The sequence below is a fragment of the Sporosarcina luteola genome (assembly GCF_023715535.1).
GTDB lineage: Bacteria > Bacillota > Bacilli > Bacillales_A > Planococcaceae > Sporosarcina > Sporosarcina luteola_B.
Genome location: NZ_JAMBOI010000016.1, coordinates 15,802 through 42,266, shown reverse-complemented (window position 1 = coordinate 42,266; position 26,465 = coordinate 15,802). Strand labels below are relative to the sequence as shown.

General features: G+C 44.9%; 30 protein-coding genes. 22 read left to right on the top strand and 8 right to left on the bottom strand.

Annotation, left to right across the window (positions count from 1 at the left end):
* Positions 1-81: 81 nt before the first annotated feature.
* Together M3191_RS17080 and M3191_RS17075 are read left to right on the top strand one after the other, a co-directional pair.
* A complete protein-coding gene (locus tag M3191_RS17080; protein ID WP_251701561.1) occupies positions 82-1,824 on the top strand; it encodes an ABC transporter ATP-binding protein in 1,743 nt (580 codons plus the stop codon).
* Complete coding sequence (locus M3191_RS17075; RefSeq protein ID WP_251701560.1) at positions 1,821-3,572, top strand: ABC transporter ATP-binding protein; 1,752 nt, start codon at positions 1,821-1,823, stop codon at positions 3,570-3,572. Before M3191_RS17080 ends, M3191_RS17075 begins: the two co-directional genes overlap by 4 nt.
* Position 3,573: 1 nt before the next feature.
* On the opposite strand, the gene M3191_RS17070 is transcribed toward M3191_RS17075, so the two are convergent.
* On the bottom strand, positions 3,574-3,885 hold the full coding sequence (locus M3191_RS17070) for a hypothetical protein (RefSeq protein WP_251701559.1): 312 nt from the start codon (positions 3,883-3,885) through the stop codon (positions 3,574-3,576).
* Between the two features lie 100 nt (positions 3,886-3,985).
* On the opposite strand from M3191_RS17070, the gene M3191_RS17065 reads away from it, so the two are divergent.
* The gene (locus M3191_RS17065; RefSeq protein WP_251696993.1) at positions 3,986-4,207 is read left to right on the top strand and encodes a transcription initiation factor TFIIIB; all 222 of its coding nucleotides are present in this window, start codon (positions 3,986-3,988) and stop codon (positions 4,205-4,207) included.
* 187 nt (positions 4,208-4,394) lie between these two features.
* Positions 4,395-5,651, top strand: coding sequence for an MFS transporter (locus tag M3191_RS17060; RefSeq protein ID WP_251701573.1), 1,257 nt, complete (start codon positions 4,395-4,397; stop codon positions 5,649-5,651).
* A 40-nt stretch (positions 5,652-5,691) separates the two neighbouring features.
* Here the strand turns inward: M3191_RS17060 and M3191_RS17055 are convergent, their stop codons facing one another.
* Together M3191_RS17055 and M3191_RS17050 are read right to left on the bottom strand one after the other, a co-directional pair.
* Positions 5,692-5,850: a hypothetical protein gene (locus M3191_RS17055; RefSeq protein WP_251696991.1), complete on the bottom strand. Its 159-nt coding sequence runs from the start codon at positions 5,848-5,850 to the stop codon at positions 5,692-5,694.
* Between the two features lie 47 nt (positions 5,851-5,897).
* Positions 5,898-6,101 carry a YheE family protein gene (locus M3191_RS17050; RefSeq protein ID WP_251696989.1) on the bottom strand — a complete coding sequence of 68 codons (204 nt, stop codon included), beginning with the start codon at positions 6,099-6,101 and terminating at the stop codon, positions 5,898-5,900.
* A 51-nt stretch (positions 6,102-6,152) separates the two neighbouring features.
* Here M3191_RS17050 and M3191_RS17045 point away from each other — a divergent pair, with 51 nt between their 5' ends.
* From M3191_RS17045 to M3191_RS17030, 4 genes are all read left to right on the top strand, one after another.
* Complete coding sequence (locus M3191_RS17045; RefSeq protein ID WP_251701558.1) at positions 6,153-6,563, top strand: ferritin-like domain-containing protein; 411 nt, start codon at positions 6,153-6,155, stop codon at positions 6,561-6,563.
* A 149-nt stretch (positions 6,564-6,712) separates the two neighbouring features.
* Entirely contained in the window at positions 6,713-6,940 is a 228-nt protein-coding gene (locus M3191_RS17040; RefSeq protein ID WP_251701557.1) for a helix-turn-helix transcriptional regulator, read from the top strand.
* A gap of 2 nt (positions 6,941-6,942) precedes the next feature.
* The gene (locus tag M3191_RS17035; RefSeq protein WP_251701556.1) at positions 6,943-7,245 is read left to right on the top strand and encodes a hypothetical protein; all 303 of its coding nucleotides are present in this window, start codon (positions 6,943-6,945) and stop codon (positions 7,243-7,245) included.
* A gap of 23 nt (positions 7,246-7,268) precedes the next feature.
* Complete coding sequence (locus M3191_RS17030; RefSeq protein ID WP_251701555.1) at positions 7,269-8,579, top strand: serine hydrolase; 1,311 nt, start codon at positions 7,269-7,271, stop codon at positions 8,577-8,579.
* Positions 8,580-8,623: 44 nt separating this feature from the next.
* Here the strand turns inward: M3191_RS17030 and M3191_RS17025 are convergent, their stop codons facing one another.
* The 3 genes from M3191_RS17025 to M3191_RS17015 all read right to left on the bottom strand — a co-directional run bounded on the left by M3191_RS17025 (position 8,624) and on the right by M3191_RS17015 (position 11,538).
* Positions 8,624-9,403 (bottom strand): ABC transporter substrate-binding protein, encoded by a 780-nt coding sequence (locus tag M3191_RS17025; protein WP_251701554.1) that lies wholly within the window; start codon positions 9,401-9,403, stop codon positions 8,624-8,626.
* A 21-nt stretch (positions 9,404-9,424) separates the two neighbouring features.
* Positions 9,425-10,444: a hypothetical protein gene (locus tag M3191_RS17020; RefSeq protein ID WP_251701553.1), complete on the bottom strand. Its 1,020-nt coding sequence runs from the start codon at positions 10,442-10,444 to the stop codon at positions 9,425-9,427.
* A 74-nt stretch (positions 10,445-10,518) separates the two neighbouring features.
* The gene (locus tag M3191_RS17015; protein WP_251701552.1) at positions 10,519-11,538 is read right to left on the bottom strand and encodes a S66 family peptidase; all 1,020 of its coding nucleotides are present in this window, start codon (positions 11,536-11,538) and stop codon (positions 10,519-10,521) included.
* Positions 11,539-11,645: 107 nt separating this feature from the next.
* Between M3191_RS17015 and M3191_RS17010 the strand changes: the two genes are divergently transcribed.
* From M3191_RS17010 to M3191_RS16980, 7 genes are all read left to right on the top strand, one after another.
* Entirely contained in the window at positions 11,646-11,936 is a 291-nt protein-coding gene (locus M3191_RS17010) for a hypothetical protein (protein ID WP_251701551.1), read from the top strand.
* A 2-nt stretch (positions 11,937-11,938) separates the two neighbouring features.
* On the top strand, positions 11,939-12,589 hold the full coding sequence (locus tag M3191_RS17005; RefSeq protein ID WP_251701550.1) for a glyoxalase: 651 nt from the start codon (positions 11,939-11,941) through the stop codon (positions 12,587-12,589).
* A 154-nt stretch (positions 12,590-12,743) separates the two neighbouring features.
* Positions 12,744-13,892: a DUF445 domain-containing protein gene (locus M3191_RS17000; RefSeq protein ID WP_251701549.1), complete on the top strand. Its 1,149-nt coding sequence runs from the start codon at positions 12,744-12,746 to the stop codon at positions 13,890-13,892.
* A 12-nt stretch (positions 13,893-13,904) separates the two neighbouring features.
* Positions 13,905-14,255, top strand: coding sequence for a YlbF family regulator (locus M3191_RS16995; protein ID WP_251701548.1), 351 nt, complete (start codon positions 13,905-13,907; stop codon positions 14,253-14,255).
* 66 nt (positions 14,256-14,321) lie between these two features.
* On the top strand, positions 14,322-15,830 hold the full coding sequence (locus tag M3191_RS16990; RefSeq protein WP_251701547.1) for a coproporphyrinogen III oxidase: 1,509 nt from the start codon (positions 14,322-14,324) through the stop codon (positions 15,828-15,830).
* A 127-nt stretch (positions 15,831-15,957) separates the two neighbouring features.
* Positions 15,958-16,737 carry an enoyl-CoA hydratase gene (locus M3191_RS16985; protein ID WP_251701546.1) on the top strand — a complete coding sequence of 260 codons (780 nt, stop codon included), beginning with the start codon at positions 15,958-15,960 and terminating at the stop codon, positions 16,735-16,737.
* 80 nt (positions 16,738-16,817) lie between these two features.
* Positions 16,818-17,630, top strand: coding sequence for an STAS domain-containing protein (locus tag M3191_RS16980; RefSeq protein WP_251701545.1), 813 nt, complete (start codon positions 16,818-16,820; stop codon positions 17,628-17,630).
* 6 nt (positions 17,631-17,636) lie between these two features.
* Here the strand turns inward: M3191_RS16980 and mgsA are convergent, their stop codons facing one another.
* Together mgsA and M3191_RS16970 are read right to left on the bottom strand one after the other, a co-directional pair.
* Positions 17,637-18,068 carry a methylglyoxal synthase gene (mgsA, locus tag M3191_RS16975; protein ID WP_285853432.1) on the bottom strand — a complete coding sequence of 144 codons (432 nt, stop codon included), beginning with the start codon at positions 18,066-18,068 and terminating at the stop codon, positions 17,637-17,639.
* Positions 18,069-18,138: 70 nt separating this feature from the next.
* Positions 18,139-18,324 carry a YhzD family protein gene (locus M3191_RS16970; protein WP_251629049.1) on the bottom strand — a complete coding sequence of 62 codons (186 nt, stop codon included), beginning with the start codon at positions 18,322-18,324 and terminating at the stop codon, positions 18,139-18,141.
* A 160-nt stretch (positions 18,325-18,484) separates the two neighbouring features.
* Here M3191_RS16970 and M3191_RS16965 point away from each other — a divergent pair, with 160 nt between their 5' ends.
* The 7 genes from M3191_RS16965 to yhaM all read left to right on the top strand — a co-directional run bounded on the left by M3191_RS16965 (position 18,485) and on the right by yhaM (position 26,443).
* Positions 18,485-18,682 (top strand): helix-turn-helix transcriptional regulator, encoded by a 198-nt coding sequence (locus M3191_RS16965; RefSeq protein WP_251701571.1) that lies wholly within the window; start codon positions 18,485-18,487, stop codon positions 18,680-18,682.
* Between the two features lie 2 nt (positions 18,683-18,684).
* Positions 18,685-18,996, top strand: a complete 312-nt coding sequence (locus tag M3191_RS16960) for a hypothetical protein (protein WP_251701544.1) — start codon at positions 18,685-18,687, stop codon at positions 18,994-18,996.
* Positions 18,997-19,124: 128 nt separating this feature from the next.
* Positions 19,125-20,024: an ABC transporter ATP-binding protein gene (locus M3191_RS16955; protein ID WP_251701543.1), complete on the top strand. Its 900-nt coding sequence runs from the start codon at positions 19,125-19,127 to the stop codon at positions 20,022-20,024.
* On the top strand, positions 20,017-21,279 hold the full coding sequence (locus tag M3191_RS16950) for an ABC transporter permease (protein WP_251701542.1): 1,263 nt from the start codon (positions 20,017-20,019) through the stop codon (positions 21,277-21,279). The genes M3191_RS16955 and M3191_RS16950 overlap by 8 nt, the downstream gene beginning before the upstream one ends.
* Positions 21,280-21,393: 114 nt before the next feature.
* Entirely contained in the window at positions 21,394-22,623 is a 1,230-nt protein-coding gene (locus M3191_RS16945; RefSeq protein ID WP_251701541.1) for a DNA repair exonuclease, read from the top strand.
* Complete coding sequence (locus M3191_RS16940; protein WP_251701540.1) at positions 22,620-25,508, top strand: ATP-binding protein; 2,889 nt, start codon at positions 22,620-22,622, stop codon at positions 25,506-25,508. Before M3191_RS16945 ends, M3191_RS16940 begins: the two co-directional genes overlap by 4 nt.
* A complete protein-coding gene (gene yhaM, locus M3191_RS16935) occupies positions 25,505-26,443 on the top strand; it encodes a 3'-5' exoribonuclease YhaM (RefSeq protein ID WP_251701539.1) in 939 nt (312 codons plus the stop codon). Before M3191_RS16940 ends, yhaM begins: the two co-directional genes overlap by 4 nt.
* Positions 26,444-26,465: the final 22 nt, after the last annotated feature.

Sequence of the window (26,465 nt, the reverse complement as noted above, 5' to 3'; positions counted from 1 at the left end):
CAATCAGCAACGGAAACTATTGAAAAAGGAATCTCTAGAGAGTGGATAGTTTTACAGAATTGAAGGAAGAAGGTTGAAATTATGTTTTCGGTTTTATTTAAATTAAAGTGGTTTTTCAGGGAAAATCGCAAAAGATACACGATTGCACTCGTCCTTTTAATGGTGGCGAATGTGCTCGTCATTTTGCCGCCATGGTTGATCGGGCAGGCGATTGACACCATCTATACAAGGACGATGACAACACATCTTCTTGCACTATTCATTGGTGCAATGTTCCTTATCATGCTTGTCGCGTATGTCGGAAACTTTGTTTGGCAATACCAGCTATTCGGCGGGGCGTATGTTATTGAACGGCAATTGAGGACGCGGCTCATGCGGCATTTCCTGAAGATGACCCCAACGTTTTATGAGAAGAATAAAACAGGTGATCTAATGGCGCGTTCGACGAATGACCTTCGCGCAATTTCAGAGACTGCCGGTTTCGGAATCATGACACTCGTCGACTCGACTGCGTATTTAGGGACGCTCATTATTACAATGGGGTTCGTCGTGTCTTGGAAGTTGACGCTCGCAGCGATTATACCGTTGCCGATCTTAGCGTTCATTTTGCAGGTGCTCGGCAAGAAAATCCACGAACGGTATATGACGGCGCAGGAGTCGTTCGGGGAGCTGAATGATAATGTGCTGGAGGCCGTGGCGGGTGTCCGCGTCGTCCGTGCTTATGTGCAGGAACGTGCTTCGGAGCAACGGTTCGCGGATATGACGGAAGACGTATACAAGAAAAATATGCATGTTGAAAAGATCGATGCACTGTTCATGCCGTTTACGAAGGTGCTCACCGCATTGACGTATATGATCGGGCTCGGGTATGGTGCGTTTTTAGTTTCAACAGGAGAAATTACATTAGGAAAACTGGTCACATTCAATGTCTATTTAGGAATGATCGTCTGGCCGATGTTTGCAATCGGCGAACTGATCAACGTGTTGCAGCGCGGAAATGCATCACTGGACCGTGTTATGGAGACGCTTGATTATGAGGAAGATGTGAAAGATCCTGACAATCCGATTGACGTCGATCAGCCGGAAAGCGTCGGCTTCAACGATGTCAGCTTCACGTATCCGATGTCGCACGCGGTCAATTTGGATCATATCGATCTCCAGTTGGACCGGGGGCAGACGCTTGGCATCGTTGGAAAGACGGGAAGCGGGAAAACGACGTTCGTCAAGCAACTGCTTCGTGAGTATCCGGCGGGTGACGGGGAGATCGTCTTCTCGGATGTCGCACTTCAATCATTGAAGAAAGATCAAGTCCGTGATTGGATCGGCTATGTACCGCAGGATCATGTGCTCTTCTCGCGTTCTGTCCGGGAAAACATTCTGTTCGGACGTCCGGAAGCGACAGAGGAGGATATCTCGGAGTCTATCCGTCTGTCACATTTCGAAAGTGATTTAGAGATGCTGCCGGCAGGATTAGATACATTAGTCGGCGAAAAAGGTGTTGCGTTGTCAGGGGGGCAAAAGCAGCGGATTTCAATTGCGCGTGCTCTCGTCAAAAACCCTGAAATCCTTATTCTCGATGACTCGCTGTCTGCTGTCGATGCGAAGACGGAAGCTAAAATCATCGAGAACATCCAGTCGGAACGTTCAGGAAAGACAACGATCATTACGACACACAGACTATCCGCTATCCAACACGCGGATTGGATCATCGTGCTCGATGACGGACGTGTAATAGAAGAAGGAAGACATGAAGACTTGCTAGCGAACAACGGATGGTATAAAGAGCAATTCGACCGCCAGCAGATCGGGGAGGTTGAAGTATGACTACGGGTAAACGATTAGTGCAGTATGCACTTGATTATAAGAAGCTTTTAATTACAGGAATCGTCCTTCTCGGCTTCGCGGTCGCGGCGGATCTGATGGGGCCGTTAATTGCGAAGAAGATCATAGACGATCATATAGCAACATCACTTGATAAAACGATCAATTTTACACCAATCGCCAAACTGTTGGCTGTATTTTTCAGCTTGGCAGTCGTTACGGCGATTCTAAGGTATTTCCAATATTTATTGCTGCAGCAAGCGGCGAACCGGATTATCCAGAAGATGCGGAACGAATTGTATGGGCATATCCAGACGTTGCCGATCCGCTATTTCGATGATCTGCCTGCTGGGAAGGTCGTCGCACGGATTACGAACGACACGGAAGCGATTCGTAATTTGTATGTGACGGTCGTTTCACAGTTTGCGATCAGCGGCATGTATATGCTTGGAATCTTCATCGCACTCTTTTACTTGGATCCGAAAATGGGTGCCATCACGCTTTTCGTCTTGCCGGTCCTTTATATTTGGATGAAGTTATACAGGCGATTCGCAGCAAAGGTAAACCATATCATCCGCAGCAAAAACAGCGAGATGAATGCGATGATCAACGAATCGATCAATGGCATGACAATTATCCAGGCTTTCCGCAGGGAGAAGCAGATGGATGGGGAATTCAATGAATTGAATGATGAGCATTATAAGTACCAAAGCAAATTATTGAAAGTCGAAGCGGCGACGTCCCATAATCTTGTCGACATCATCCGGTCGCTCGCTTTCGTCTTTCTGATCTGGTATTTCGGCGGTGCTTCACTGTCGGCGGAAAGCGTCATTTCTGTAGGTATGCTGTACGCATTCGTCGATTATATTACCCGGCTGTTCAACCCGATCACGGGAGTCGTCAATCAGTTTGCGCGACTCGAGCATTCCCTCGTCGCCGCAGAACGCGTTTTTAAGCTGTTGGATCGACCAGGGGAGCCGGTCAGCGATGAGAAGATTGCCCGTTATCGCGGAAATGTCCGATTCGAGGATGTCTGGTTCGCTTATAAGGATGAGGAATATGTGTTGAAGGACATATCCTTCGAGGCGAGACAAGGAGAGACGGTCGCGCTCGTCGGTCATACTGGATCGGGGAAAAGCTCCATCATGAATTTGCTGTTCCGTTTCTATGATGTTTCGAAAGGGAAGATAACGATAGATGGAATGAACATCGCGAATATGTCACGCCAGACAATACGTGATCATATGGGAATCGTCTTGCAGGATCCGTATTTATTCAGCGGAACCGTGGAATCGAACATCAGTCTGGGCGATACGCGCATTTCACGTGAAAAAGTCCAGGATGCCCTTGATGCAGTCGGCGGCGACCGTGTGTTGAAGCATTTACCAGGCGGGATTGATGAGCCGGTCGTGGAGAAGGGGAGTACGCTTTCATCCGGCCAACGCCAGCTCATTTCATTCGCACGCGCACTAGCCTTTGACCCGGCCATCTTGATATTGGACGAAGCGACTTCCAATATCGATACGGAAACCGAGGAAATCATCCAGCACGCTATGGATGTGTTGAAAAAGGGACGGACGACGTTCATCATCGCCCACCGTTTATCTACGATTAAAAACGCAGATCGCATTTTAGTGTTGGATCGCGGCGAAATCGTTGAGCAAGGCAATCATGATGAATTGCTCGCGCTTGGCGGACAGTATGCACAGATGTATAAACTGCAGGCGGGAACTAGTTCGAGAGTTGGTTAAATTATAGGTAGGGGCTGTCACGGAAAGTCGGATAAATGACTTTCTGTGACAGTTTTTTTGTAGTTAGATTGCGCGAGTCCAAAGCGCGTGGTTTCGCGTCCAAAGTGAAGGGTTCCGCGTCCAAAGGGAGTGGTTGTGCGTCCAAAGCGAGTGGTTGTGCGTCCAAAGCGAGGTGTTGTGCGTCCAAAGGGAGAGGTTGCGCGTCCAAAGCGAGGTGTTGTGCGTCCAAAGCGAGGTGTTGCGCGTCCAAAGCGAGGTGTTGCGCGTCCAAAGCGTGCCGCTCCGCGTCCAAAGCGTGCCGCTGCGCGCTCAAAGCAAGCCCCGCCGCGCTCAAAACAGGTAGTCCGCACAATTTTGCTGAAACTTTCAAGTAGTCGAACCGTAAATGTATTAGTAGAAGAGGGGAGATGATAGTGGTGAAATTTAATGCGAAGGAATGCCCAAAATGCGGCAGCCACGAGATAGGCAGAGGTAAGCAATCAGGATACGCAGGCGTGACACCTTATGAAAAAATGGGTTTTAACCACAGTTTGATACATCTGATTTGCACGGATTGTGGATGGGTAGTCGGTAGTTATGTTGAAAATCCAAAAGTTTTCAAGAAGACTGTAAGTGATTATATCCGTGGTATTTAGCAGAGCTGACCACATTGCACAGGGGAGAATGAGTTGCTTTTATATCACGTTAGATGTGATATAAAATCGGCTCTCTTTTCTATTTCAGGAAAAAATTTGACTATCCTAAAAACTCTATTGCAGAATGTTTCGCAAACACGTATATTTAGAGTGTCGAAGTAATTGTTAGGGAAAGTTGGAAATGTGGATGAAATGGTTCAGTGAATGGGGACGTAAATTCTCCTCCTTCAATCGGAATGTTAGGCTTTTTATCATAGGAAATGCGCTCATCCAGATTGGGATGGGTGTTTTTATGGTCATGTACAATTTATACATACGGGAGCTCGGAATGCCGGAAACTGTAAATGGCAAAGTCATTTCTATGACGGCAATGGCATCTGCTATCATGCTCGTCCCTGCAGGCTTTTTAAGCGATCGATTCGGTCGGAAATGGATGATTGTGGGCGGTGCCGTCTTAACAGTGGCGACTCTCTTCTATCGAGGGATTGCAGTTGCAGAGTCGCCGATTATTACGGCTGCGTTTTTGACAGGCTTATTCATGGCATTTGTTCAAGTATCGGGCATCCCGTTTCTTGCAGAGAACTCATCTCCGACAGAGCGGGTAAGGCTATTCAGCGTCAATTTTGCAATCATTACAATTGCGAATGTCGTCGGCAGCTTGGCAGGTGGGATTATTGCGGACGTACTGGAAACTGTCTTCAAAATCGGCACAGTGGAAGCGATCCGCTATGCATTGCTTTTGGGCTCAGCAATTTTTACAATCGGTTTGATCCCTTTATTCAAATTGCAGGAGAAATCAACTGAATCTGATATGGTGGAGAAGGAACATATAGAGGAATCTCCAACAGCGGATGTTAGCTTCAAGCGGAATCTGATTGTCATCTTCCATTTTTCATTCGCAAGTCTACTGATCGGTTTTGGTTCAGGTTTGGTCATACCATACTTGAATTTGTACTTCGCGAACCGGTTTGACGCGTCTAATTCTTATATCGGGCTTGTTCTATCATTAGGTTCGGCGATGACTGCGGTGGCGGCGATGATCGGTCCAGCACTTTCGCGGAAAGTCGGCAAGGTGAAGGCGATAATTTTATTCCAAGCATTATCAATCCCTTTCCTGCTATTGACAGCGTACACGACGTCGCTCATGTTGGCGTCGCTCGGCTTCCTCCTGCGTCAGGCGCTCATGAACGCAGGCAATCCGATTCAAAGTGCCGTGGCGATGGAAGTCGTGTCGGATAAATACAAAGGGCTCGCCAATTCGATGAACCAGATGGTTTTTAATCTGGGTTGGGCAACGATGGGCCCTATTGCGACTGGGCTCGTTGTCGCGAACGGATCCTATTGGGGCTATGCGTATGCCTTCACGATTACAGCAGGATTGTATATTGTTTCATCCCTTTATTACTATTTCATATTTGGAAGAAGGAAGTTGGTTGGAGAATAAAAATAGGCAATCCCAGTTTGTTTCTGGGACCGCCCTTTTTTTATTCGCCTCTTTTATACTGGGTTTCCTTCCAAGCATTTTGCTCTTCAGGCACCCGGCTTTTATCCTCAAAGACGTTTTCAGTTTTCTGGTTTTGAATCTTCAATTGTTCTTTTTCATTGTGTAATTGCTCAGGGGTCTTTTCTTTATCTTTAGCCATACATATCGCCTCCTTATCGAAGGATAGTATGTACGTAAAGTATGTCATCATTCATAAACGTGGAATGTCATTAGCTCATGAATCATTTTTTTGACGTTTTCTTCATCAGACGGTGTTCCACTTGTCCAGACGATCGTGCCGTCCGGCTTGTAATCGCCTGTGAATCGTTCATTTTGATAAAAGAATGAAAATGTCCAGCCTGGCAAGCTGCCGCCGGCAAACATCGGTTTATAGCTGAAATGCTGTAGCATCGAATTGCTCCTTTCATAGACAAGCGCCCAACCGCATAAAGTGTACAAAAGATGCGAAAGGGTGCTGACGTGTTTGTTGATAAATTAAAACAGGCAATTGAGGGTGAATACAAAGACTATTACTTTTACAAGTCGATGTATGATAAAACGGACGATCCGCTTTGGCGGGATTTCATCCAGCACGCGTATGAGGATGAAAAAAGCCATTATGAAATGTTGCAACAACTCTATTATATGATGACAGGGACATTTGTACAAAATCCAAAGAAGCCGATTCCGTGCTACAACTTTAAGCAATGCGTTAAACAGGCGCTTGTCGATGAGTTGGATGGGGTGGAGACATATAAGGAAATGCTGTTGACAGTTCCCATTCAGCAAGCGTACAATCCAATTTTTATCGCCATGCATGACGAGATGGAGCATGCAATCCGGATGTCAACGATCTATAATTCATTGAGATAAATGCAAACACGAGACCATCTTTACGATGCTCCCGTGTTTTTTTATTCGAAAAATATATGGGTTGTGTAAAGTATTTCACACAATAGGTTAAAAATACTTTACATAAGGTATGAAATATATTACACTCGTTTTATAAGAGGTGATTCTACATGTCGTTAAATGATGAAAGAAAGATTCGTAATCGAATTGTTGTATTAAGAGCTGAAAGAGGACTATCCCAAAAAGAGGTTGCTGATATGCTGGGCGTGAGCCGACAAACGATTATTTCACTTGAAAAAAACAGGTATAATCCATCTTTAAAGTTAGCCTTTGAAATATCACTACTGTTTGGTGTGGAATTACACGAAGTTTTTCAATATGAAATAGGGGAGGAATGAAAATGGAGGTTTTTTTAGCTGTTCTACGTATTATATATGTACTCATTTTCTTTATCGCGGTCTTTATTTCACTGAAATTCGAAATGGGCGACGAGAATAAAGATGAGCGGGGGAGAAGCATTTCAAATAAATCCTATGGATTAGTGTTCCCTTTAATGCCGTTAGGATGGTTTTTAATCGAGTTGTATGATCATTTCATCAGTCACCTAGATTACGATACATACAAATTAGTTATTTGGTTTTTAATTTCAGGTTTAATGATTCTTCATGGTCTCATCATATCGGTGTTAAAAAGAAAATACTAAGTTGCCAATAGGGGAGTGACTGTATGAACATTTATGCTTGGATTGGGATGTTGGGAATTATTATTGTTACGCCTTTGTCTTTACTTAAAAAAGAGAATAGGACGAAAGAGGAAATAAGAAGAGTTATTGTGACAGAAGTAATCGCGCTATCGATTATTATTGCGGTCCTATTGTTTAATGTGAATTATTTGTTTGCCTTTGTTGTAGGGATTATTGCTATGATTCTCTTCAATAAAAAGACGTATACAAAGAAGAGATTACTAACGTATGGGGCAATTATTCTTGTTATTGGGATTGCAGTCTATTCCGTGTTTCGAGATAATCCTGATTATGTTTTAAAACATTTAAAAGAAAATCCGCAAACTACATCTTTTTACTTGGCGGAAAATGGCGTTGAATTAATCACTTATCAATCGGATGTAGTACGTCCATTGGCAAGCACAGTAAAGATGTTGATTGCTGTCGAATATGCGCTGCAAATAGATGAAGGATTGTTGGATAAAAATAGCCGAGTATCCTTGGATGAGCTATCCCGGCATTATTATAAAGGGACGGATGGCAATGCACATGAAGAGTGGCTGAAAGCGATGGGTAATGAAGGCAAAGTTAAGGGAAATGAAGTAACACTGCATGATGTCGCAAAAGGAATGGTAACCTATAGCTCCAATGCCAATACAGATTATTTAATTGATTTGCTAGGCATAGATGCGATTAATGATCAGGCAAAAGCACTTGGTCTTACGAAGCACGAGGAAGTTTATCCGATTGTTAGTGCGCTTCTTATTCCGGAATACTGGAAAAACGAGTCGCAGAACAACGAGGAACTAATTAGCGAGCTTGAAGCAATGCCGCCTAAGCAATATCGAGAGTTAGCGATGCATTTAAGTACTCAGCTGAAGGAAGGGGTAATCAAGATTGAAGATTATACTTTTGATTTGCCATTAAAGGTACAAAAAGTATGGTCGAATCGCCTAATCGGCGCATCTGCAAATGATTACGGGAAGTTATTAGGGATGATTTCGAATGATCAACTTCCTGAGGACGCTGCTGAAACAGTAAGGGATTTACTGGAGTGGCCGATGCAACTCAACGAAGGCAACAAGAAGCGTTTTGTACATCTTGGTGCAAAAGGCGGATCGACTGCATTCATATTAAACGACGCAATGTACGCAGAAAATCATAATGGCGATAAAATTGAAATGGTTATCTTCACCGATGAATTAAGCATTTGGCAAGGAATGCTCATTCGAAACAATGTTAATTCGTTTGAATCAAAAGTACTTGGAAATGAAGAGTATCGCCTAAGGATTCAGAAAGAGCTCTCCGATTTGTAATGAATCAAAAAGCCAGCATCGAAGTTGATGGTGGCTTTTGTTTATTATATTTCTAAATGTTTTTGAAAGTAAGTTGCGGCCTCTAACATCCTCGGTCCATACCAGAACATTTCCCCATCGATAAGGACCGGTTCAGTTTCTGGCATCATATCTAAAAACTCTTTTAAATGCTTTTCTTTGAATGGGAAGGGCTCCGATGACAGGAATACAAAGTCCAATTCAGCCCGCAGAAATTCATCCGCCGTGACGGCTGGGTATCTGCCATCCGCTTCAGTGAACGGATTGATGAATCCCATCTTTTCGAGTAGCGAATTAATATATGTATCTTTCCCGACAACCATATACGGTTTCCGCCAAATGACGTAAGCAATACGCTTCCCAGTGGCCTTAGGTAAAGATTCAAATTGTTCTCGGATAGCACCCGCCAATTCACTGGCGGCTTCGTTCCGATCCGTCAAGCTTCCTATATCCTCGATCATCCGGAATGCGTCATCCACCGATTGCACTTCAGCGACATAGACAGGGAAGTGCTTCTCCAACTCTTCCACAATCTCTTTCGTGTTTTCCTCTTTTTCAACGATGATAAGGTCAGGTTGTACTTCTAGAATTGCTTCCAGTTTAATGTCCTTAGTACCTGCAACTACCGGTACATTTTCAACCTTCCCTTTCGGATGGATGCAAAAACGGGTCCGACCGACAATTTCCGCATCCAGGTTGAGCGAAAATAATGTATCGGTAATGCCAGGACATAATGAGACAATCCTTTTTGGCGGGAAGCTAAAAGTGACACTTCGTCCGACTCGATCCACAACTGTTTTATTCAAAACTACGCTACATTCCTTTCTTCAAAAGAACTTTGCTGCATCGCCAGCTACCACTTCAGGAGCTTTCAAAGATAAAGGTTCCCCATGCAAATAATTGAACACATTCATATCACTTGTTTCTAAAGCTCCTATTGTCATGCGGGGAATCAGGCGGAAATGGACTTGCTCTGCGCCATGCTTGTTCACAGGGATGAACATAGCGGCATTGAAGCTTTCCAATCCAACTTCCTTGAAATAGCTGAAGAAACGGAGAAGGCTTTTTGCAAGGTCTTCATAGCTGTCACTTGTCAGTTCATTGAAGGAAGCCGCTTCGAAAACTCCGATGAAGTCGCAATGGCTCTTCGGAGCAAATGCATGCATCCAGTCAATGGAGCCTGCTTTGCCGATCCACCGTTCGCCAATTGTTCTTTCTTCAGCTACAAGCGAAGTGAAGTAATTTACACCTTCCACTTCATAGAACGCATGACTATTAGATGTGACCGCCGCCTGATAATTCGTCGGCTGCTCCGAAGCCAACACATGGATATGCGGATGAAGGATGCTTCCTCCCGAAGGCGGCAAGTAGTTCCAATTGATGGAGACATATTCGGTTTTCGCGTCGAACTCCAATACCTTTTCGATATACTGATGTGCAGCTTTAAAAGAATCCGAAATGAGTTCTTCCGTAAATTCTTCGGGCTTCACATAATGTTGCTCGGACATGCGAACAACGGCATTATGCTTGCTGTAAGGGAATAAATTCGGAAATACGACCGCTTCTTTGCCGACAAACCGTCCGCCCTCCACAAGCTCATCCGGGAAACGTGGCGTAATTTTTGATACGTTTTCAGCGCAGAAAGGGCATTTCTTACCTTCCGTCGCCTTAGCGAGTTCCGAATAATCCTTCGGCACAAATGGCGCACCCGGGTCGAAAATGATACGGGATGTTTCACCGGTTAACGGATCAAATCTGATTTCAGTTTTTCTGTCGATCAACTTCCCGTCTTGCATCGGGTCATGGAAAGTGAAAAATTCATCATGTTTGCGAAATGAAATTGGCATAGGCGTACTCCCCCTTAAAAACATCTTTCTTCCATTCTATCGTTAACTGACAGAAAAGTCAGCCGGTTGAGAGGTTATCGAAGCGTAGTTTTGACTTTTCCTTTTCCGTTTTCCACAGTCACTCTTCCGCTTGCCCCGTTTACAAATGTAATTTGCGGAGGCACATGACCTACATCGGCATCGTAAACGATCGGCAATCCGGTCAGCTCTTTTATTCTTTCCATTGAATCCAATACGGTGAATCCTTTAACTTCTTGACCGGCAGGGGAGCGACCGAAGATGATGCCCGTTGAGTTTTCAAACCATCCTGCATAGACAAACTGAAGCATTGTCCGGTGGAAATCGGTGGCGTTCATTTCACAGTTCTCGAAATACCATAAAATCGGCTCTTCGTTCAAAAAGTTTTTCTGGAATGAAGCAATATCACCATAGGGGCTTCCTACAAGGTGACGGATCGTATCCATACAGCCCCCTAAAAAGCGCCCTTCCAATTCAACGTTTCCTGATCCGAGCGACTTCCATTCAGTCGGTGAATCCAATTTATAGACATACGGATCATCCGGCGCATCATGTTGCCATTTGGATTGGAACTTTGCAGATGAATGTTGCTCAATATCTGATCCCGCAGTCGCTTGTAAGATATCCATGAATTTACTTGCAACAGGCTCCCATACATCGCTGCGCAATTCGACGAAGTTCGGTCCGTGCGCGGTCGCAATACCGGTTTTCACTGTCAGCGCAAAAAGGAAGGTGCTCGTATCTGAATAACCTAAAATCCATTTAGGGTCAATGTCCTCCCAGTTAATGAGAGGCAAAATCTCCATCAGGATTTCCCCGCCCCATGGAGGAATGATTGTACTGATTTCCGGATTTTTGAACATAGCCATTAGCTCAGCCGCACGGATTTCTTTCTCTGCTGAAGCAGACTTGTTTTGTGTCCACACAGTATCACCGACATTCACTCGGTATCCCCTTTTCTCAAACTGGCGTTTTGCATGATGAACAAGATGGTGAAGACTTTCATCAACACCTGAAGACGGCGCCGTCACGCCAATTGTATTTCCCTGTTGCAAAGGATTCGGATAGCGGATCATAAGAATCACTCCATTTTCTTTCATAATTTATGGTAAGATAGTTGTATAGTAGTTTATCAAGAATTCTTAAAATTGTCCCGCACTATTCCTAGAGGGGGGAAGAGAGTTTGTTGAAATACAAAAAGATGTTTGCACTGAGTGTCATCCTTGCTGTGGCTTCAGCATTAATCCTTCCGGGAACTGAATATGGATTCGGATGGCCGTTGGTATGGATAGAGTATAATGGACAGACTCCTATTTCATTCGCATCGGAACTATTTCATCCAGACCATTTCAGATATGTTTTCTTCGACTTATGGAACTTAGTAATTGGGGCATTACTTATTTACGTTGTTCTTTTATTGATTTACAAAGGGTTGAATAAAATAAATAAAGAAGTAGAGATAGGGGAAAAGTGAAGATGATCAAGGCCGCTACATTATATACAAACAACCTAAAAGCATTACGACGTTTTTACGGAAACGTGTTGGAACTTGATGTGATGGAGTCGACAGCTGAGCAGTTCACCGTGAGGATCGGCGAATCACATCTAACATTCAAGCAAAGTGAAAAACCGGCATTCTATCATTTCGCCATCAACATCCCAGGCAATCAATTTTCCATGATGAAATACTGGATGCTGGATCGCGTGACACTGAACCGTGAAGAAGGACGGGACGAAGTGTACTTCCCGAGCTTTGACGCAGATGCAATGTACTTTGAAGACCCGGTCGGCAATATCGTTGAGTTGATTGGCCGAAGAAAACGGGATCTATTTGGTGATTTGACAAAAGAATCATTCTTGAATATTAGCGAAGTCGGTATAACGACACCGCATGTCGTCGAAGTGGGCGATGAACTGCAAGATCTCGGAATTCCGCTCCGTAATGGCACCGAAGTGGAACCGGATGAACTGAATTTTCTTGGACGCGGTGATAATTACATCCTTCTCGCTCCGTTAGGCCGTCGCTGGTATTTTTCAAAAAAAGTATCGGAAGCATATCCGCTTGAACTGACCTGGAATGAGGCATATTTAAAAGTGGATGAAGAAGGAAGACTTTCATTCGAATAAATGATGAAAAGCCGATTGCAGTTTTCTGCAAACGGCTTTATTCTTTTGTTTTTGATCACTCAGATACAACAAGCTCTACCATATCGAAAACTTTTTCCAAATCAACTCCTTCTGTTATAATGAAAACCGAACGAATCGGAAATAAGGTGAAGCGATGAATTTCTTATGGACATTGTTGTTTATGGCTTTAATCGGGGCGTTGATTGGGGGATTTACGAATCACTTGGCGATCAAGATGCTGTTCAGACCCCATGAGGCGAAATATATTGGAAAATGGCGTCTCCCTTTTACGCCAGGGTTGATTCCAAAGCGGCGTGATGAACTTGCCGTGCAACTAGGGAGGACAGTCACGAACTATTTAGTGACTCCCGATGTATTGCGCAATAAATTATTGACACCTGAAATGGAAAGAAAAGCAGAGGCATTCCTCCAAAGCAAGATGGAAGAGCATGTGCTTCATTCGGACAAGACATTGCATGATTGGCTGCAAGTGGCGGGCGCTCATGACATTGTCGAGAAAGCCGAGCGGAGAATCGAATCACTTATCGATGCCCAGCTCATTAGCGTGCGCACGAAATTTACATCGGGCACGATTGAAGAGATTGTCCCTGTGGAGTGGCAGGAACGGGCGAAAGCACATATTCCTGTAGTGACAAACTATATCCTGCAGCGGGCCGGGCAATTTGTGGATTCGTCTGAAGGGAAAGTGATGTTCCAAAAACTGATCAATGACTTTCTCGAGTCGAAAGGGACATTTGGCGGCATGTTGAACATGTTCTTCGGTGATTCCAACTCGCTCGTTGAGAAAGTGCAGCGCGAAGCATTGAAATTCATCAATGCGCCAGGCACGTACGATCTGCTGCATTCATTGATCGACAAGGAATTTACAAAGCTGCAAAAGCGTCCGATGGAAGAACTGCTTGCCGGATTCGATTGGGAGGGACTGTTCACTTCCATTAAAGCATATGCTAACAAGGAACTTGCGTTAGATAGCCGTTTGGATAAAACAGTCCATGATTACTGGCCAAAAGGTTCCGAGTGGACCGCAGAAAATTTGACGCCGAAAGTGATGCAATTCGCTTTCGATCAAGCCCAAAAGCAACTGGAGGAATCGTTGAAAAAGCTGAAGCTAGACGAAATTGTCAAGGAGCAGGTAGATACGTTCCCGGTTTCTGTACTGGAAGATCTCGTCCTTGGCATTTCGAGGCGCGAATTTAAAATGATTACAGTCCTTGGTGCTTTTTTAGGCGGCATCATCGGGATTGTGCAAGGCATGATCGTCTTTTTCACAAACTTATCATAGGGGGAATAATTAATGGCTGTTAATATTTATGATGATTTGAACAAATTGGAGTCGACACTACGGAAGACTGACGAATTTGCAGAGGTGAAAAACGCGATTGAGGAAGTGAAGAACGATGAGCAGGCGCTTGAGCTCTTCAAGAGCTTCCGTAAAATTCAAATGGATCTTCAGCAAAAGCAGATGCAAGGCGAAGAAATTGCGCATGAAGAGCTGGAGTATGCACAAAAGACAGCACAACTAGCCCAGCAAAACGTAAAGATCATGCAAATGCTTCAAGCAGAAATGAAGCTGAGTGGCCTGATTGAAGAAGTGAACCGTGTCTTAATGAAGCCGGTTCAGGAAATGTATGAAAGTATGCAATAAAACCGGCTCAGCCGGTTTTTTTGTGTTATTATTTCAGTTAGTCAATGATGAAAGTTGGAGTAAACCATGCAGAAAATAATCCTTACAAAATCATTTGAACAAGATTGGATCCGGATGTTCACCCATCTAGCTAATCTATTCTTCGAGCAATCTAAAGTGAGTACTGATCCCGACGAAGAAGGAATACTTATAGATCTATCCATAAATAAAGACGGTTCAGCAATTGTAGGACACGCCCATCTAACGCATGACGGCAATGAATTCAGCGCCACTTTTTCTGAACAATTGACAACCGATTCTACGGAAACCGAGACCCGTCAGCTGAAACGGATTTATTCCCACGTTTTCCTTGAAGTTTTGGAGCAGCTCACCGGAATGAAACAATCATGGGGAATCCTCACCGGAATCCGTCCGATGAAACTTTTCCATAAATACCGCCAGCAAGGTCACAACGTCGAAGAGGCAAAACATCTTTTAATGGAAAAACACCGGATTTCCGAAGAGAAGAGTGAGCTGTTGGCAACGATTGAAAATGTTCAGCTCCAGGCGATTCCGGACTTGCATCAGATTCAAAACGATGTGAGCATTTACATCGGCATCCCGTTCTGTCCGACAAAATGTGCATATTGCACATTTCCGGCTTACGCCATCCATCGGAAAAACGGACGTGTCGAATCATTTCTCGACGGTCTGCATGAAGAAATCCGCGAAATCGGGAAGTGGTTGACGGAGCGTGACATTAAGATTACGACAATCTATTTCGGCGGAGGCACGCCGACTTCCATCGAAGCGGACGAAATGGATGCCCTTTATCAGACAATGTATGATTCGTTCCCACATATGAAGGAAGTAAGGGAAGTTACTGTCGAAGCAGGACGTCCGGACACGATCACTCCTGCCAAAATCGATGTTCTGAAAAAATGGGGAATTGATCGGATCAGTGTCAATCCGCAGTCGTATACGGATGAAACGTTGAAAGCGATCGGAAGGCATCATTCCGTTCAAGAAACGATCGATAAATTCTGGCTGTCCCGGAATATGGGGATGAAAAACATCAATATGGATTTGATCATCGGCTTGCCGAATGAAGGGCTGGAAGAATTCCGCCACTCGCTTGACGAAACGGCGAAAATGCAGCCGGAGTCTCTGACAGTCCATACGCTTTCATTTAAACGGGCTTCCGAAATGACGCGGAACAAAGAGAAATATAAAGTGGCTGACAGGGAAACGGTTGAACAGATGATGGAGATGGGGGAGCAATGGACGAAAGAAAACGGCTATGTCCCTTATTATTTGTATCGCCAAAAAAACATCCTCGGCAACTTGGAGAACGTAGGATACGCGAAACCCGGCGAAGAAAGTATATACAATATTATTATCATGGAGGAAGTCCAAACGATCATCGGAATCGGTTGCGGGGCATCCAGTAAATTCATGGATCCGGCTACTGGGAAAATCACTCAGTTCCAAAATCCGAAAGACCCCGCTGCATATATCCTTACGTTTGAAGAATATATAGAAAAGAAAATCGAACATCTTGAACGGATTTTCCCTCAAGCCATTCAAGTAGACTGAAGCAGAAGTAAACCTTGGCACTCTAAAAGTGTTAAGGTTTTTATTTCGATTTAAGAAGGAATTTCTCGATAATCAACGAATAAGTACTAATGAATGTTTATTCATCTTTTAAAGGGGGTATTTAACTTTGTATTCTACAATCGAATTGACAATGGAAGGCCGGCTTGCTCGGCTGACAATGAACAGGCCGGAATCCATGAATGCAATGGATGACACGATGATGAAGGAACTGGCAGATGCCTTTGAATCTCTAGCATCCAATGACGAGGTTCAAGTGTTGATTATCAATGGGGCGGGCCGCACATTCTCGGCGGGCGGGGACATAAAGAAAATGATCGATCCCAATGCACCAATGGATATTGAAAAAGTGATGATTGATGTTTCGCGCCTCGCAAAGGCATTATACGAACTTCCGCAAATTACGATTGCCGCAATCCACGGAGCCGCTGCAGGACTCGGCTTCAGTATGGCGCTCGGCTGTGATGTCATTGTTGCAGAAGAGAATAGTAAACTCGCAATGAATTTCATTGGAATCGGGCTAGTGCCTGATGGAGCCGGCCATTTCTTCTTGAAAGAGCGGATCGGTGTGCCGCAAGCTAAGCAACTCATCTGGTCCGGGGAAGTGATGCATGCGGAAATCGCTAAGGAGAAGGGGCTTATCGACCAAATCGTCCCGGATGGAAGCGCCAGTCAAGCATCCGAGACGCTAGCCCGACAGTTTCTGTCTGCTCCAATCGCGGCAATGCTTGCTTCCAAAAAGATTTTACATGATCAAAAAATCGGTGAAATGGAAAATGTATTACGCATGGAAAGCGAACAGCAAGTCGCTATGCGCAAAACAAAGGATCATTTAGAAGGAATCAATGCCTTTGTAGAAAAACGAAAGCCTGCATTTATAGGAGAATGAATACATGTACAGCTGTTTCCTTCACTAGAGGGAAACAGCTGTACTCGCGTGAAAAAATGGGATTACACCGGAGGATACTTATGACTATCGATCTTACTTTAGAATTGAAAAGATTCATTCAGGATAACGGGGAGAGTTTTGAAGAGGAATTATTATTCGAAGCGTCAACAGTAAGGGAGAAAATTAATACGATCCTAGAAGTGGGCAATATTGACTTAATTAATAATGCACATAAACTTGTCAGTTATGCTTTGGAAACTAAATTGGATGAACTTCGGCAATTCGCCAAAGTGGAAGGGATTGCTTGGGCGACCCATTCCTTGACACTCTCGTTCAAATTGGAGTGGGTGCAGGCGATTCGGAGGACACTTTGGACATTCCTTCAACGATATATCGCGGAAAATAATGTGCAAATCAAGTTCTTTCAGTTTGAAAGACAGATTAACAGCTCGATCGATCAATTCCTGAATGCGTTTTTCATTAGTTACTCTGCTTATAAGGATGAGTTGTTGAAAGCGCAAAGGGATTTGGTGGAAAACCTATCCGTGCCTATCATCCCGATTAACCCGACTGTTTGTATTCTGCCTATAATCGGCTCAATTGATTACTACAGGGCGAAAGTGATGGAAGAGAAAGTATTGACGGAAGTCGGCCGATTACATATTCAAACATTGCTCATGGACCTATCTGGAATCGCTGTCATGGAAGCTGAAGTGATTGATCAGTTAAAGAAAATTATTGATGGGGCAGCCATGATGGGATGTACGACTGCAATTACCGGTTTACGGCCGGATGTCGTCCGGAGCATGGTTCGTCTCGGCGTACAATTCGAGAGGAATACGCAAATGGTCGGTACGCTTCAGCAAGCTCTGAGCATTTATTTCACAAATTAAAAAAACTTAATCCTCTACAGGATCAAGTTCTTTTGATTTGTATTTATCTGCTGTGTCCCGCCAAGTGAAGTATCCTCTTTCTACCGACGCAATCAACAATTCGGCAGTTGCGATATTCGTGGCGAGCGGTATTCCGTATACATCACAAAGTCGCAGTAACGCGCTTACATCAGGCTCATGGGGCTGTGCGGTCAATGGATCGCGGAAGAACAGGATCAAGTCCAGCTTTCCTGTGGCGATCATCGCACCGATCTGCTGGTCCCCGCCTAAAGGTCCTGACATCATCCGGTTAACTTTAAGGCCAGTCTCTTTCATAATTCGTTTGCCAGTGGTACCTGTTGCATACAACTCGAATTTCGAAAATACGTGTTCATATGCAATCGTAAAATTCACCATTTCGTCCTTTTTCTGATCATGTGCAATGAGTGCAATGTTCAAGGAAGCACCTCCATACTATGGCTTGCTCCATTAACATATCATAGCGGCAACATTGCCGCCAAACTTTACATCAGACATGAAACAACAATAATTTTCCTGCTGGCGAAGCAAGGCGATGTGTTTGTTCAAGAAGATTTTTTTCTTCGAGCAATGCATGGCCTTTTTCTTTTGCCAAATCATCATTTTCCGCTGTAAACGTTTCTTCTGTAAGTAATTTTCCCGTCTTTTCATACGCCGTCAATTTATAAGTTCTCAAGATGCTCATCCTCCCGTGCTTTTCTCCATTATACTATGAATGTCTTAAAAATGAATAGTTATTCATTTTAAAATGTTTGTAAAGGTTGCTTGACATCCTGCATATAGTAAAGTAACCTTTACGTAAAGCTACCTTTACAATTGAAAGGGGGAGCATGTAACTGAATAACTTGATTAAAGAAATGCGTACCGAAATGGGATTGACGCAGGATGATCTTGCGGAGAGGTTGGAAGTGTCAAGACAGACAATTATCTCTCTCGAAAAGGGAAGGTATAATCCATCATTGATATTAGCGTTTAAAATTGCCAAACTATTCAATTGCAGTATTGAAGATATTTTCATACCGGAGGAGGAGTGAGGATGTACGAAGGGTTTGATATTTGGGCGTTTTTAGTTGGTTTGCCATTGGGGTTAGTCATATGGGCAATCGTCTGGTTTTTTGTAAGGAAAAAAGGGATGAAAGAGCGCATTTTTGATGAAAGGTATGCAAATCTCCATCGACACGCGAGATCAATCTCCTGGAAGGTGATGACTGGTGCAATTATAATTGCTTGGATTATCGTCATGATAGTTGAAGGGGCGAAATTGGCGTTTTTCATCCTAACCGCGCTTTGGCTCATTCATATGCTTTCATGGGCGATAGGAGCAGCGATTGTAAATAAACATCATTGATCGAAAGGCGGGGAGTTGCTCATTTCATATATTATCGGTGTTCTGCTTATTAATAAGCGGATTTAACGAAACTATCCATCTAGTAATTACGTAATAGAATGAAGCCTGTAAAGGGAAGGGGATAAACAATGTCATTGCAACTCGAAAATGTAACGAAGCGGTTCGGGGTTTTCACTGCTGTAGATCATTTAAATCTGACAGTTGATAAAGGCTCCATGTACGGATTCCTTGGCGCAAACGGGGCAGGTAAGACGACTACGTTCCGGATGATTCTAGGGTTATTGAACGCGAATGAAGGTAATATCACTTGGAACGATAAAACAATCTCTTATGCAACGAGTCCTGAAATCGGCTATTTGCCTGAAGAGCGGGGACTGTATCCCAAGATGAAAGTTGAAGATCAGCTCATTTTTCTTGGCGAGCTGCGCGGAATGAAAAAGGCGGATGCGAAGAAGTCGATCGATTATTGGCTCGAACGGTTCGAAGTTTCGCAAAACAAAAACAAAAAAGTGGAAGAGCTGTCGAAAGGGAATCAGCAGAAGATCCAAGTCATTGCAGCACTTATGCATGATCCTAAGCTGCTCATCCTCGATGAACCATTCTCAGGCCTTGACCCGGTGAACGTGGAAATGTTGAAGAAAGCAATCACCGATTTCAGGAATAACGGCGCGACCATCCTATTTTCGAGCCACAGGATGGACCATGTGGAAGAATTATGCGAGAAGCTGAGCATCATCCATCACGGCAAGCAGATTGTAAGCGGCTCGCTCCGGGACGTGAAACGCTCATTCGACAGGCAAAATGTGCGAATTCGTTCCGATTATGATCTGACGGAACTCGGCAGCGTTCCGGGAGTCCTTTCCGTCGCTCATTCGATCGAAGGAGCTGTATTCCAAATCGAGGATGAAAAAGTCGCGAACGATTTGCTTTCTGCAGCATTGGAAGCGGGGCCTCTCCGTCATTTTGAAATCGAAGAGCCTTCCTTGCAAGACATATTCATCGCAAAGGTGGGGAAAGAATATGCGTGAGTTTTGGATCATCTTTAAACAGGCATTTACGTCAAAGGCAAAATCCAAGTCTTTCATTATTACTACTGCACTCATGATTGCAGGTATATTCCTGCTCTCAAATATATCAAAGATCATCGATACGGTGCAAAACGTAACGGGAGCAGGAGATTCACAAGAAGTCCTTCAAGTCGTGGATGAGAGCGGCATCATCGTTGACAGGCTTCAAGCGCAGTTGGAAGCTGGAGAATACGATATTTCAGTCAAAGCGGCTACTGAATCGGAGGCAGTTCTTGACGATAAAGTATCATCTGGCGAGATCGAGTCATTCCTAGCTCTGTCAGTTGATGAACATGGAACAATCCATGCTAATTATACGACAATGAGCATGATTGACTTTTCAATACCGAGACGCATCCAGGAAGCATTGCAATCAATTCAGACTGAACTGAAAGCCGAGGAGCTTTCACTGACAGGTGCACAAGTGCAAACGTTGTTTACACCGATCCAGTTTGAGCAGAAGAATGTTTCGAGGTCTGCAAAATCGGAAGAGGAGCTTGGCCAAGCGAGAGTCCTCGTCTATGTCCTCATGTTTGTCATCTATTTTGCAGTCATCTTGTATTCGAGCATGATTGCGATGGATGTAGCGAACGAAAAATCTTCGAGAGTGATGGAAATCCTCATCTCGAGTGTCTCTCCTGTGAAGCATATGTTTGCAAAGGTGCTAGGTATCGGATCACTAGGGATTTTACAGATCATCATTTATGGAGTAGCAGGCTTTATCGCTTTGAAGACGTCTTCTACGGGAGTGCCTGGCGAGTTTTCCGATTTCTTGAGCATACAGGATGTTAGCATCAGCACATTAGTATACGCAGCAGTGTTCTTCCTGCTCGGCTATTTCCTCTATGCAACACTTGCCGCATTATTAGGTTCTTTGGTCAGCAGGACGGAAGATGTCCAGCAGATGATCATGCCGATGTCCTTACTCATTGTGGCGGCATTCCTCATTGCCATGACAGGCTTGGGCAATCCTGAAGTCGGCTATGTCACGTATTCATCATACTTCCCGTTCTTTGCACCGCTCGTCATGTTTTTACGGGTAGGCATGCTTGATCTTCCTATGTGGGAACCGTTGCTGTCAATCGCCATTATGCTGTTGACAATTTTCATCCTCGGTTGGTTCGGAGCGAGAGTGTACCGTGGTGGCGTACTCATGTATGGACCTTCTCGTTCACTGAAAGACATCAAAAAAGCGATCCAATTAGGGAAAGAATAATAGAAAGCCGCTTTTCGTCGGAAGTTTGACGGATAGCGGCTTTATTCTTTTCTATAACACTTTCACATATGGTAAAATTAGAACAAATATTCGTCACGAAAGTGGGAGGTAAACATGTCTACAATCCGATTCATACATACAGCTGATTTGCATCTCGACAGTCCTTTCAAAGGGATGACGGGAATGCCGCCAGCACGTTTGAATGAATTGCGGGAGAGCACGTTCACCGCATTCAACCGATTAATTGACTATGCCGTGGAAACGTCTCCGGACTTTATTGTAATTGTGGGAGATCTATATGATGGCGAAGACCGTAGCTTACGGGCACAGCGGAAGTTCCAAGATGGAATGGAAAAGCTTCATGAAGCGGAAATTCCTGTCTATATCACGTATGGGAACCATGATCATCTGAGTGGGAATTGGACCCGTTTCGAACTGCCGTCGAATGTCCATGAGTTTTCCGGTGACGTGGAAGAAGTATCATTGACGGTGAGAGGCATGGACGTTGTGCTCCATGGCTTCAGTTATCCGAATAGGCATGTCCGGGAAGAAATGATTAGCAACTACCCGACCGCGTCGGACAATCAATCCTTCCATATCGGATTATTGCACGGCAGTCTCGCCGGAAATGAAACGCATGCAGTCTACTCGCCTTTCACGATCGGAGAGCTGCAATCGAAGCATTATGATTACTGGGCACTGGGCCATATCCATGTGCGCCAGCATTTATCGGAAGATCCCCCGATTGTCTATCCGGGGAATATCCAAGGACGCCACAGGAATGAGTCAGGTGAAAAAGGGTTTTACGAAGTGGAGCTCAGTAAATCGGAGGCGATCTTGACATTCATTCCGACATCAGCCGTTCATTTCGCGAAAATCCAAATCCCTTGTGTTGATATCCGGCATGCGAATGAATGGCTTGCCGTCTGTGAGGATGCGCTTCTTTCATTCGTTTCGGAACATGGGCCGTCTGTCGTCGATGTTGAAATTCTCAATCTCGACGAGGAAACCGCCGCCTTTTTTGCACAAACAGCCGAAGACATATGGCTGGAAACAATCCGTGAAATGTTGGATATGCATGAACCTTTTGTGTGGGTACAGCGTTTGACCGTACTAAACACATTCCATAGGCAAGAAAACAATGCGCTCCTGGAATCCGTCCTTGGACAAGTCGACAGCTGGTCAGAAAATGAATGGAAACGTGTGCTTGGAGACGTATATCAACATGTCCGGACAGCGCGATACCTTGACCCGTTGAAGGAAGAAGATATAAAAGATTTACGGAATGAAGTAGAGAAACTCCTGTTGAATGAATTGCCGACAGTGATGGAGGTGAATAGGTGAAAATTCGAAAGTTAGTCATTTACGGCTTCGGGAAGCATGAAAACAAGACAATCGATTTCACGGATGGCATAAATGTAATTTACGGCCACAATGAAGCGGGCAAGACGACAATCCAGCAATTCATCGTGCAGACGCTTTTCGGCTTTCCGCAAAAGAATAGCGCGCAGCTTCGATATGAACCAAAAGCGGGCGGCAAATTTGGCGGCCAAGTCCATTTGTATGATGAAGTCCATGGAAATTGCATCATTGAACGGGTGCAAGGTAAATCATCTGGTGACGTCACCGTCTATTTCGAGGATGGCACGACAGGCGGGGAAGAGGCTGTACAAATATTGGTACGGCAATATGACCGTGCTTCATTTGAATCGATCTTCTCGTTTTCTATTCTTCAATTGCAAGGCTTCGAACGGATGGACGAGACCGAATTGAGCCGGACGCTCCTATCTTCGGGCACGACAGGGGTCGACACATTATTGCGAGTTGAAAAGAAGATGGAGAAGGAAATGGGGGATTTATTCAAGAAATCCGGCCGTAATCCTGAAATGAACGTCCGGGCCATCGAGTTGAAGGAAATGGAGAAAGAGCTGAAAAGCGAACAGGAGCGGATGTCAACATTTGCTCCGAAAATGGATAGGATCCATGAAATTGATAGGGAATGGCAGGAAGCGAAAGCGGCATATGAATCGTTGCGGGAGCAATATCGTGCTCTCGAACTGGAGCTGCAATTATCGCCGTTGAAAGAGCGGAAGCGCAACCTTTCAAGAAGGCTGGACGAAGTACGTAAATCTTCCTTTCCGTCTGACGGCATACGTCGCTATGAGATGATCAGCGGCAGATTGACGGAGATGGAGGCGAAGAAGCGCGGTCTGGAAGCTGAGCTAACTGCAATGGCGGAGAAAATCCCTACTTATCCGCGACCCGAAATGCTTACGGAAATGGAGCGATTGCTTGCACGAGAGCCGGAATGGCATGAGTGGCGGTCAGCTGTCGGCTCCATCCGTGAAAGGTTAACTCAACTGAATGTGAAGAGGATGCGGATGCTCGATCGATTAGGCTTGGATAAATCGGACGAGCTGTTGCAGGCTGACGTTTCTATTCATCAGGAAGAGTATCTATACGGGCAACTGCAGGAACTGAATGATATGAATCAACAGATCGGGTATATAGATCGGCAGCTTACTCAATTGGAGAACGAACTGCGCGACATTCGAACCGACCAGCTTTCATTGCAAAAGAATTCCCCTACCGAAGCGGAGAGGAAACAAGCGGAAGAGTGGCCGTCGATCCGAAGACGATTGGCTGAAGCGAAAGCATATGTACACATGAGCCGCTCAAGCCGGGATGACGGAAACCCGCAACTGCTATGGATACTTCTAATTGTCGCAGCCGTCATCTCCATAGTAGGGTTGATCGGGGACCAATGGATAGTCGTCGGACTTGGCGCGTGCCTAGCGGTCATTGCCGCACTTTCAAAACTTGGGAAACACAGCGGTCAGCCGTCACCCAATAATGATGAGATGGAGCGGCTCATCAACGAATATGCAGGACAGGAAGCGGAGATGGAAGCGCTCATCGGAAAAGTGCAAGACTATGAACAGAGGCACAGACTGCTAGAGGAGGCAGCAAAGACGAACGAACGGAAAATGGGTGTGCTGGAGGAAGAGTACGGGGCAATCGTGCAGGAGAAGGAACGTCTTGAAGGATCAATTAGAGAATTCTTTGTTGCGTATGGCCTGCAAAAAATCCCGAACCCGGGCATCCTTCATGAGTTTTTTGGCATGGCGCGCTCGCTGCAGGAAGTTGAACGCGAGCTGGAAGACGCCGCTCGGCAATCTGAAGAGTTACAGGGGAAAATCCGCATGAGGCAAACCGAGGTCGAACGGATTGTTACCGCGGGGGCACCTGAATCATCGATTTACGAAAAATTACGGTCTGACTATCTATCTTTACAAGAAGAAGCACAAGCGTTTAAAACTTTAGCGCAGAAGATTGAAGAACTCCAAATGCAGAAACAGGAAGCGGGAGAACTGCTATCTTCCTTGCACAGCCAACAACAGGATTTATTCACAGAAGCAGGAGTGGAGACGGAAGAGCAGTATTACAAAGCTTATGCCGACTATCAGGAAACGTTGACGTTGATGCAGCAACTTGAAGATCTCGAATCCCAGTTGTCAGTGCATGGTGCTGTTGAGGATGAGAGCGGCGGTTCGGAAAGAGAGCTAAGGGAAGAAGTCCACAAAGTTGAAAGACGTCTTGCAGCCCTCGAAGACGTTATCAATTCGCTTGTGAAGGAAAAGGCCACTTTGGAAGTTGAAACTGAGAAGCTGTTGACGGATGACTCCTATCAGCGGAAACAACAACTGTTTGAAATGAAGAAGGCGGAGTTTGCCGAGCTTGCGAAACAATGGTCGGTTCGTCAAGCAATCGTCGAAGCGATTAAAGGCATGATGGATGAATTGAAGGAGAAGAAGCTGCCCGAAGTGCTGGATAGAGCGGAAAAACTGTTTAGTGAACTGACGGGAGGCACTTACATGGCACTCGCATTATCGGAAAATGGTTACTTCCAAGCCGTTGCCCAAGATGGAAGGCGGTATCCGATCATTGAACTGAGCCAGGCGACGAAGGAACAGGCGTATATTGCATTGCGCTTGTCGCTAGCAACTGCAAAGGAGAAGACGGCTCCATTTCCACTGTTGTTGGATGATCCTTTTGTCCACTTTGATGAAATGAGATTTTCACGTATGTTGAAAATAATGGAGCGGCTAAGTGCGAAGCATCAGTTCATCTATTTCACATGTCATGATAAGATAGTAGAATACTGGACAAATGCAACGATTATTAACGTTTCCGACATTGGAAGCGCCAAGGGGGCGATGATAAGGTGAAAAAAATATTGGAACATCAAGTCGGGGAGCCGGTTGAGCTTTATTTACTCATTAAACAATCGACGAAGGGCATCACTCAACAGGGAAGCCCATTTATGACACTCATTTTGCAAGATAAAAGCGGTGATATCGAGGCGAAGCTGTGGGATGCCGGTGAAGAGCATGAACGTCTGTATGCAGCTGCAACAATCGTCAAAGTCGGCGGAGAAGTTCATGAGTACAGAGGAAAAAATCAGCTTCGCATTAAAAGCATCCGCCCTGCGAAGGAAGATGAAGGTGTGACGATTTCTGATCTCGTCCCATCTTCCGCAAAGAGCAAGGAAGTGCTTTATGAAGAGCTGCTGCAATACTTCTTCGAAATGAAAAATCCGCAAATCCAGCGGATCACGAGACATCTATTGAAAAAACACCAATCAGATTTCCTTGTTTACCCTGCTGCGACAAGGAACCATCATGATTATGTGTCTGGGCTTCTCGATCATGTCGTATCCATGTTGAAGCTCGGAAAGGCGATTGCCGAATTATATCCTTCTTTGAATAAGGATCTTCTATATGCTGGCATCATCTTGCACGACGTCGGGAAAGTGATCGAGCTATCCGGTCCGATCGGTACGCAATATACGGTGGAAGGGAACTTGCTCGGCCATATTACTATCATGGTGAATGAAATATCGAAAGCGGCGGACGAACTCGAAATTCATGGGGAAGAAGTGATGCTTCTTCAGCATATGGTCCTCTCCCACCACGGTAAAGAAGAGTGGGGAAGCCCGAAACGTCCGATGTTGATGGAAGCGGAAATTCTTCATTATATCGATAATATCGATGCGAAAATGAATATGCTTGATCGGGCGATGTCTAAGACGGCGAACGGTGAATTCACGGAAAGAATTTTCCCACTGGACAACCGATCTTTCTACAAACCGAATATTGAATAGAAAAAAGGGCTGTCTGCAAGTC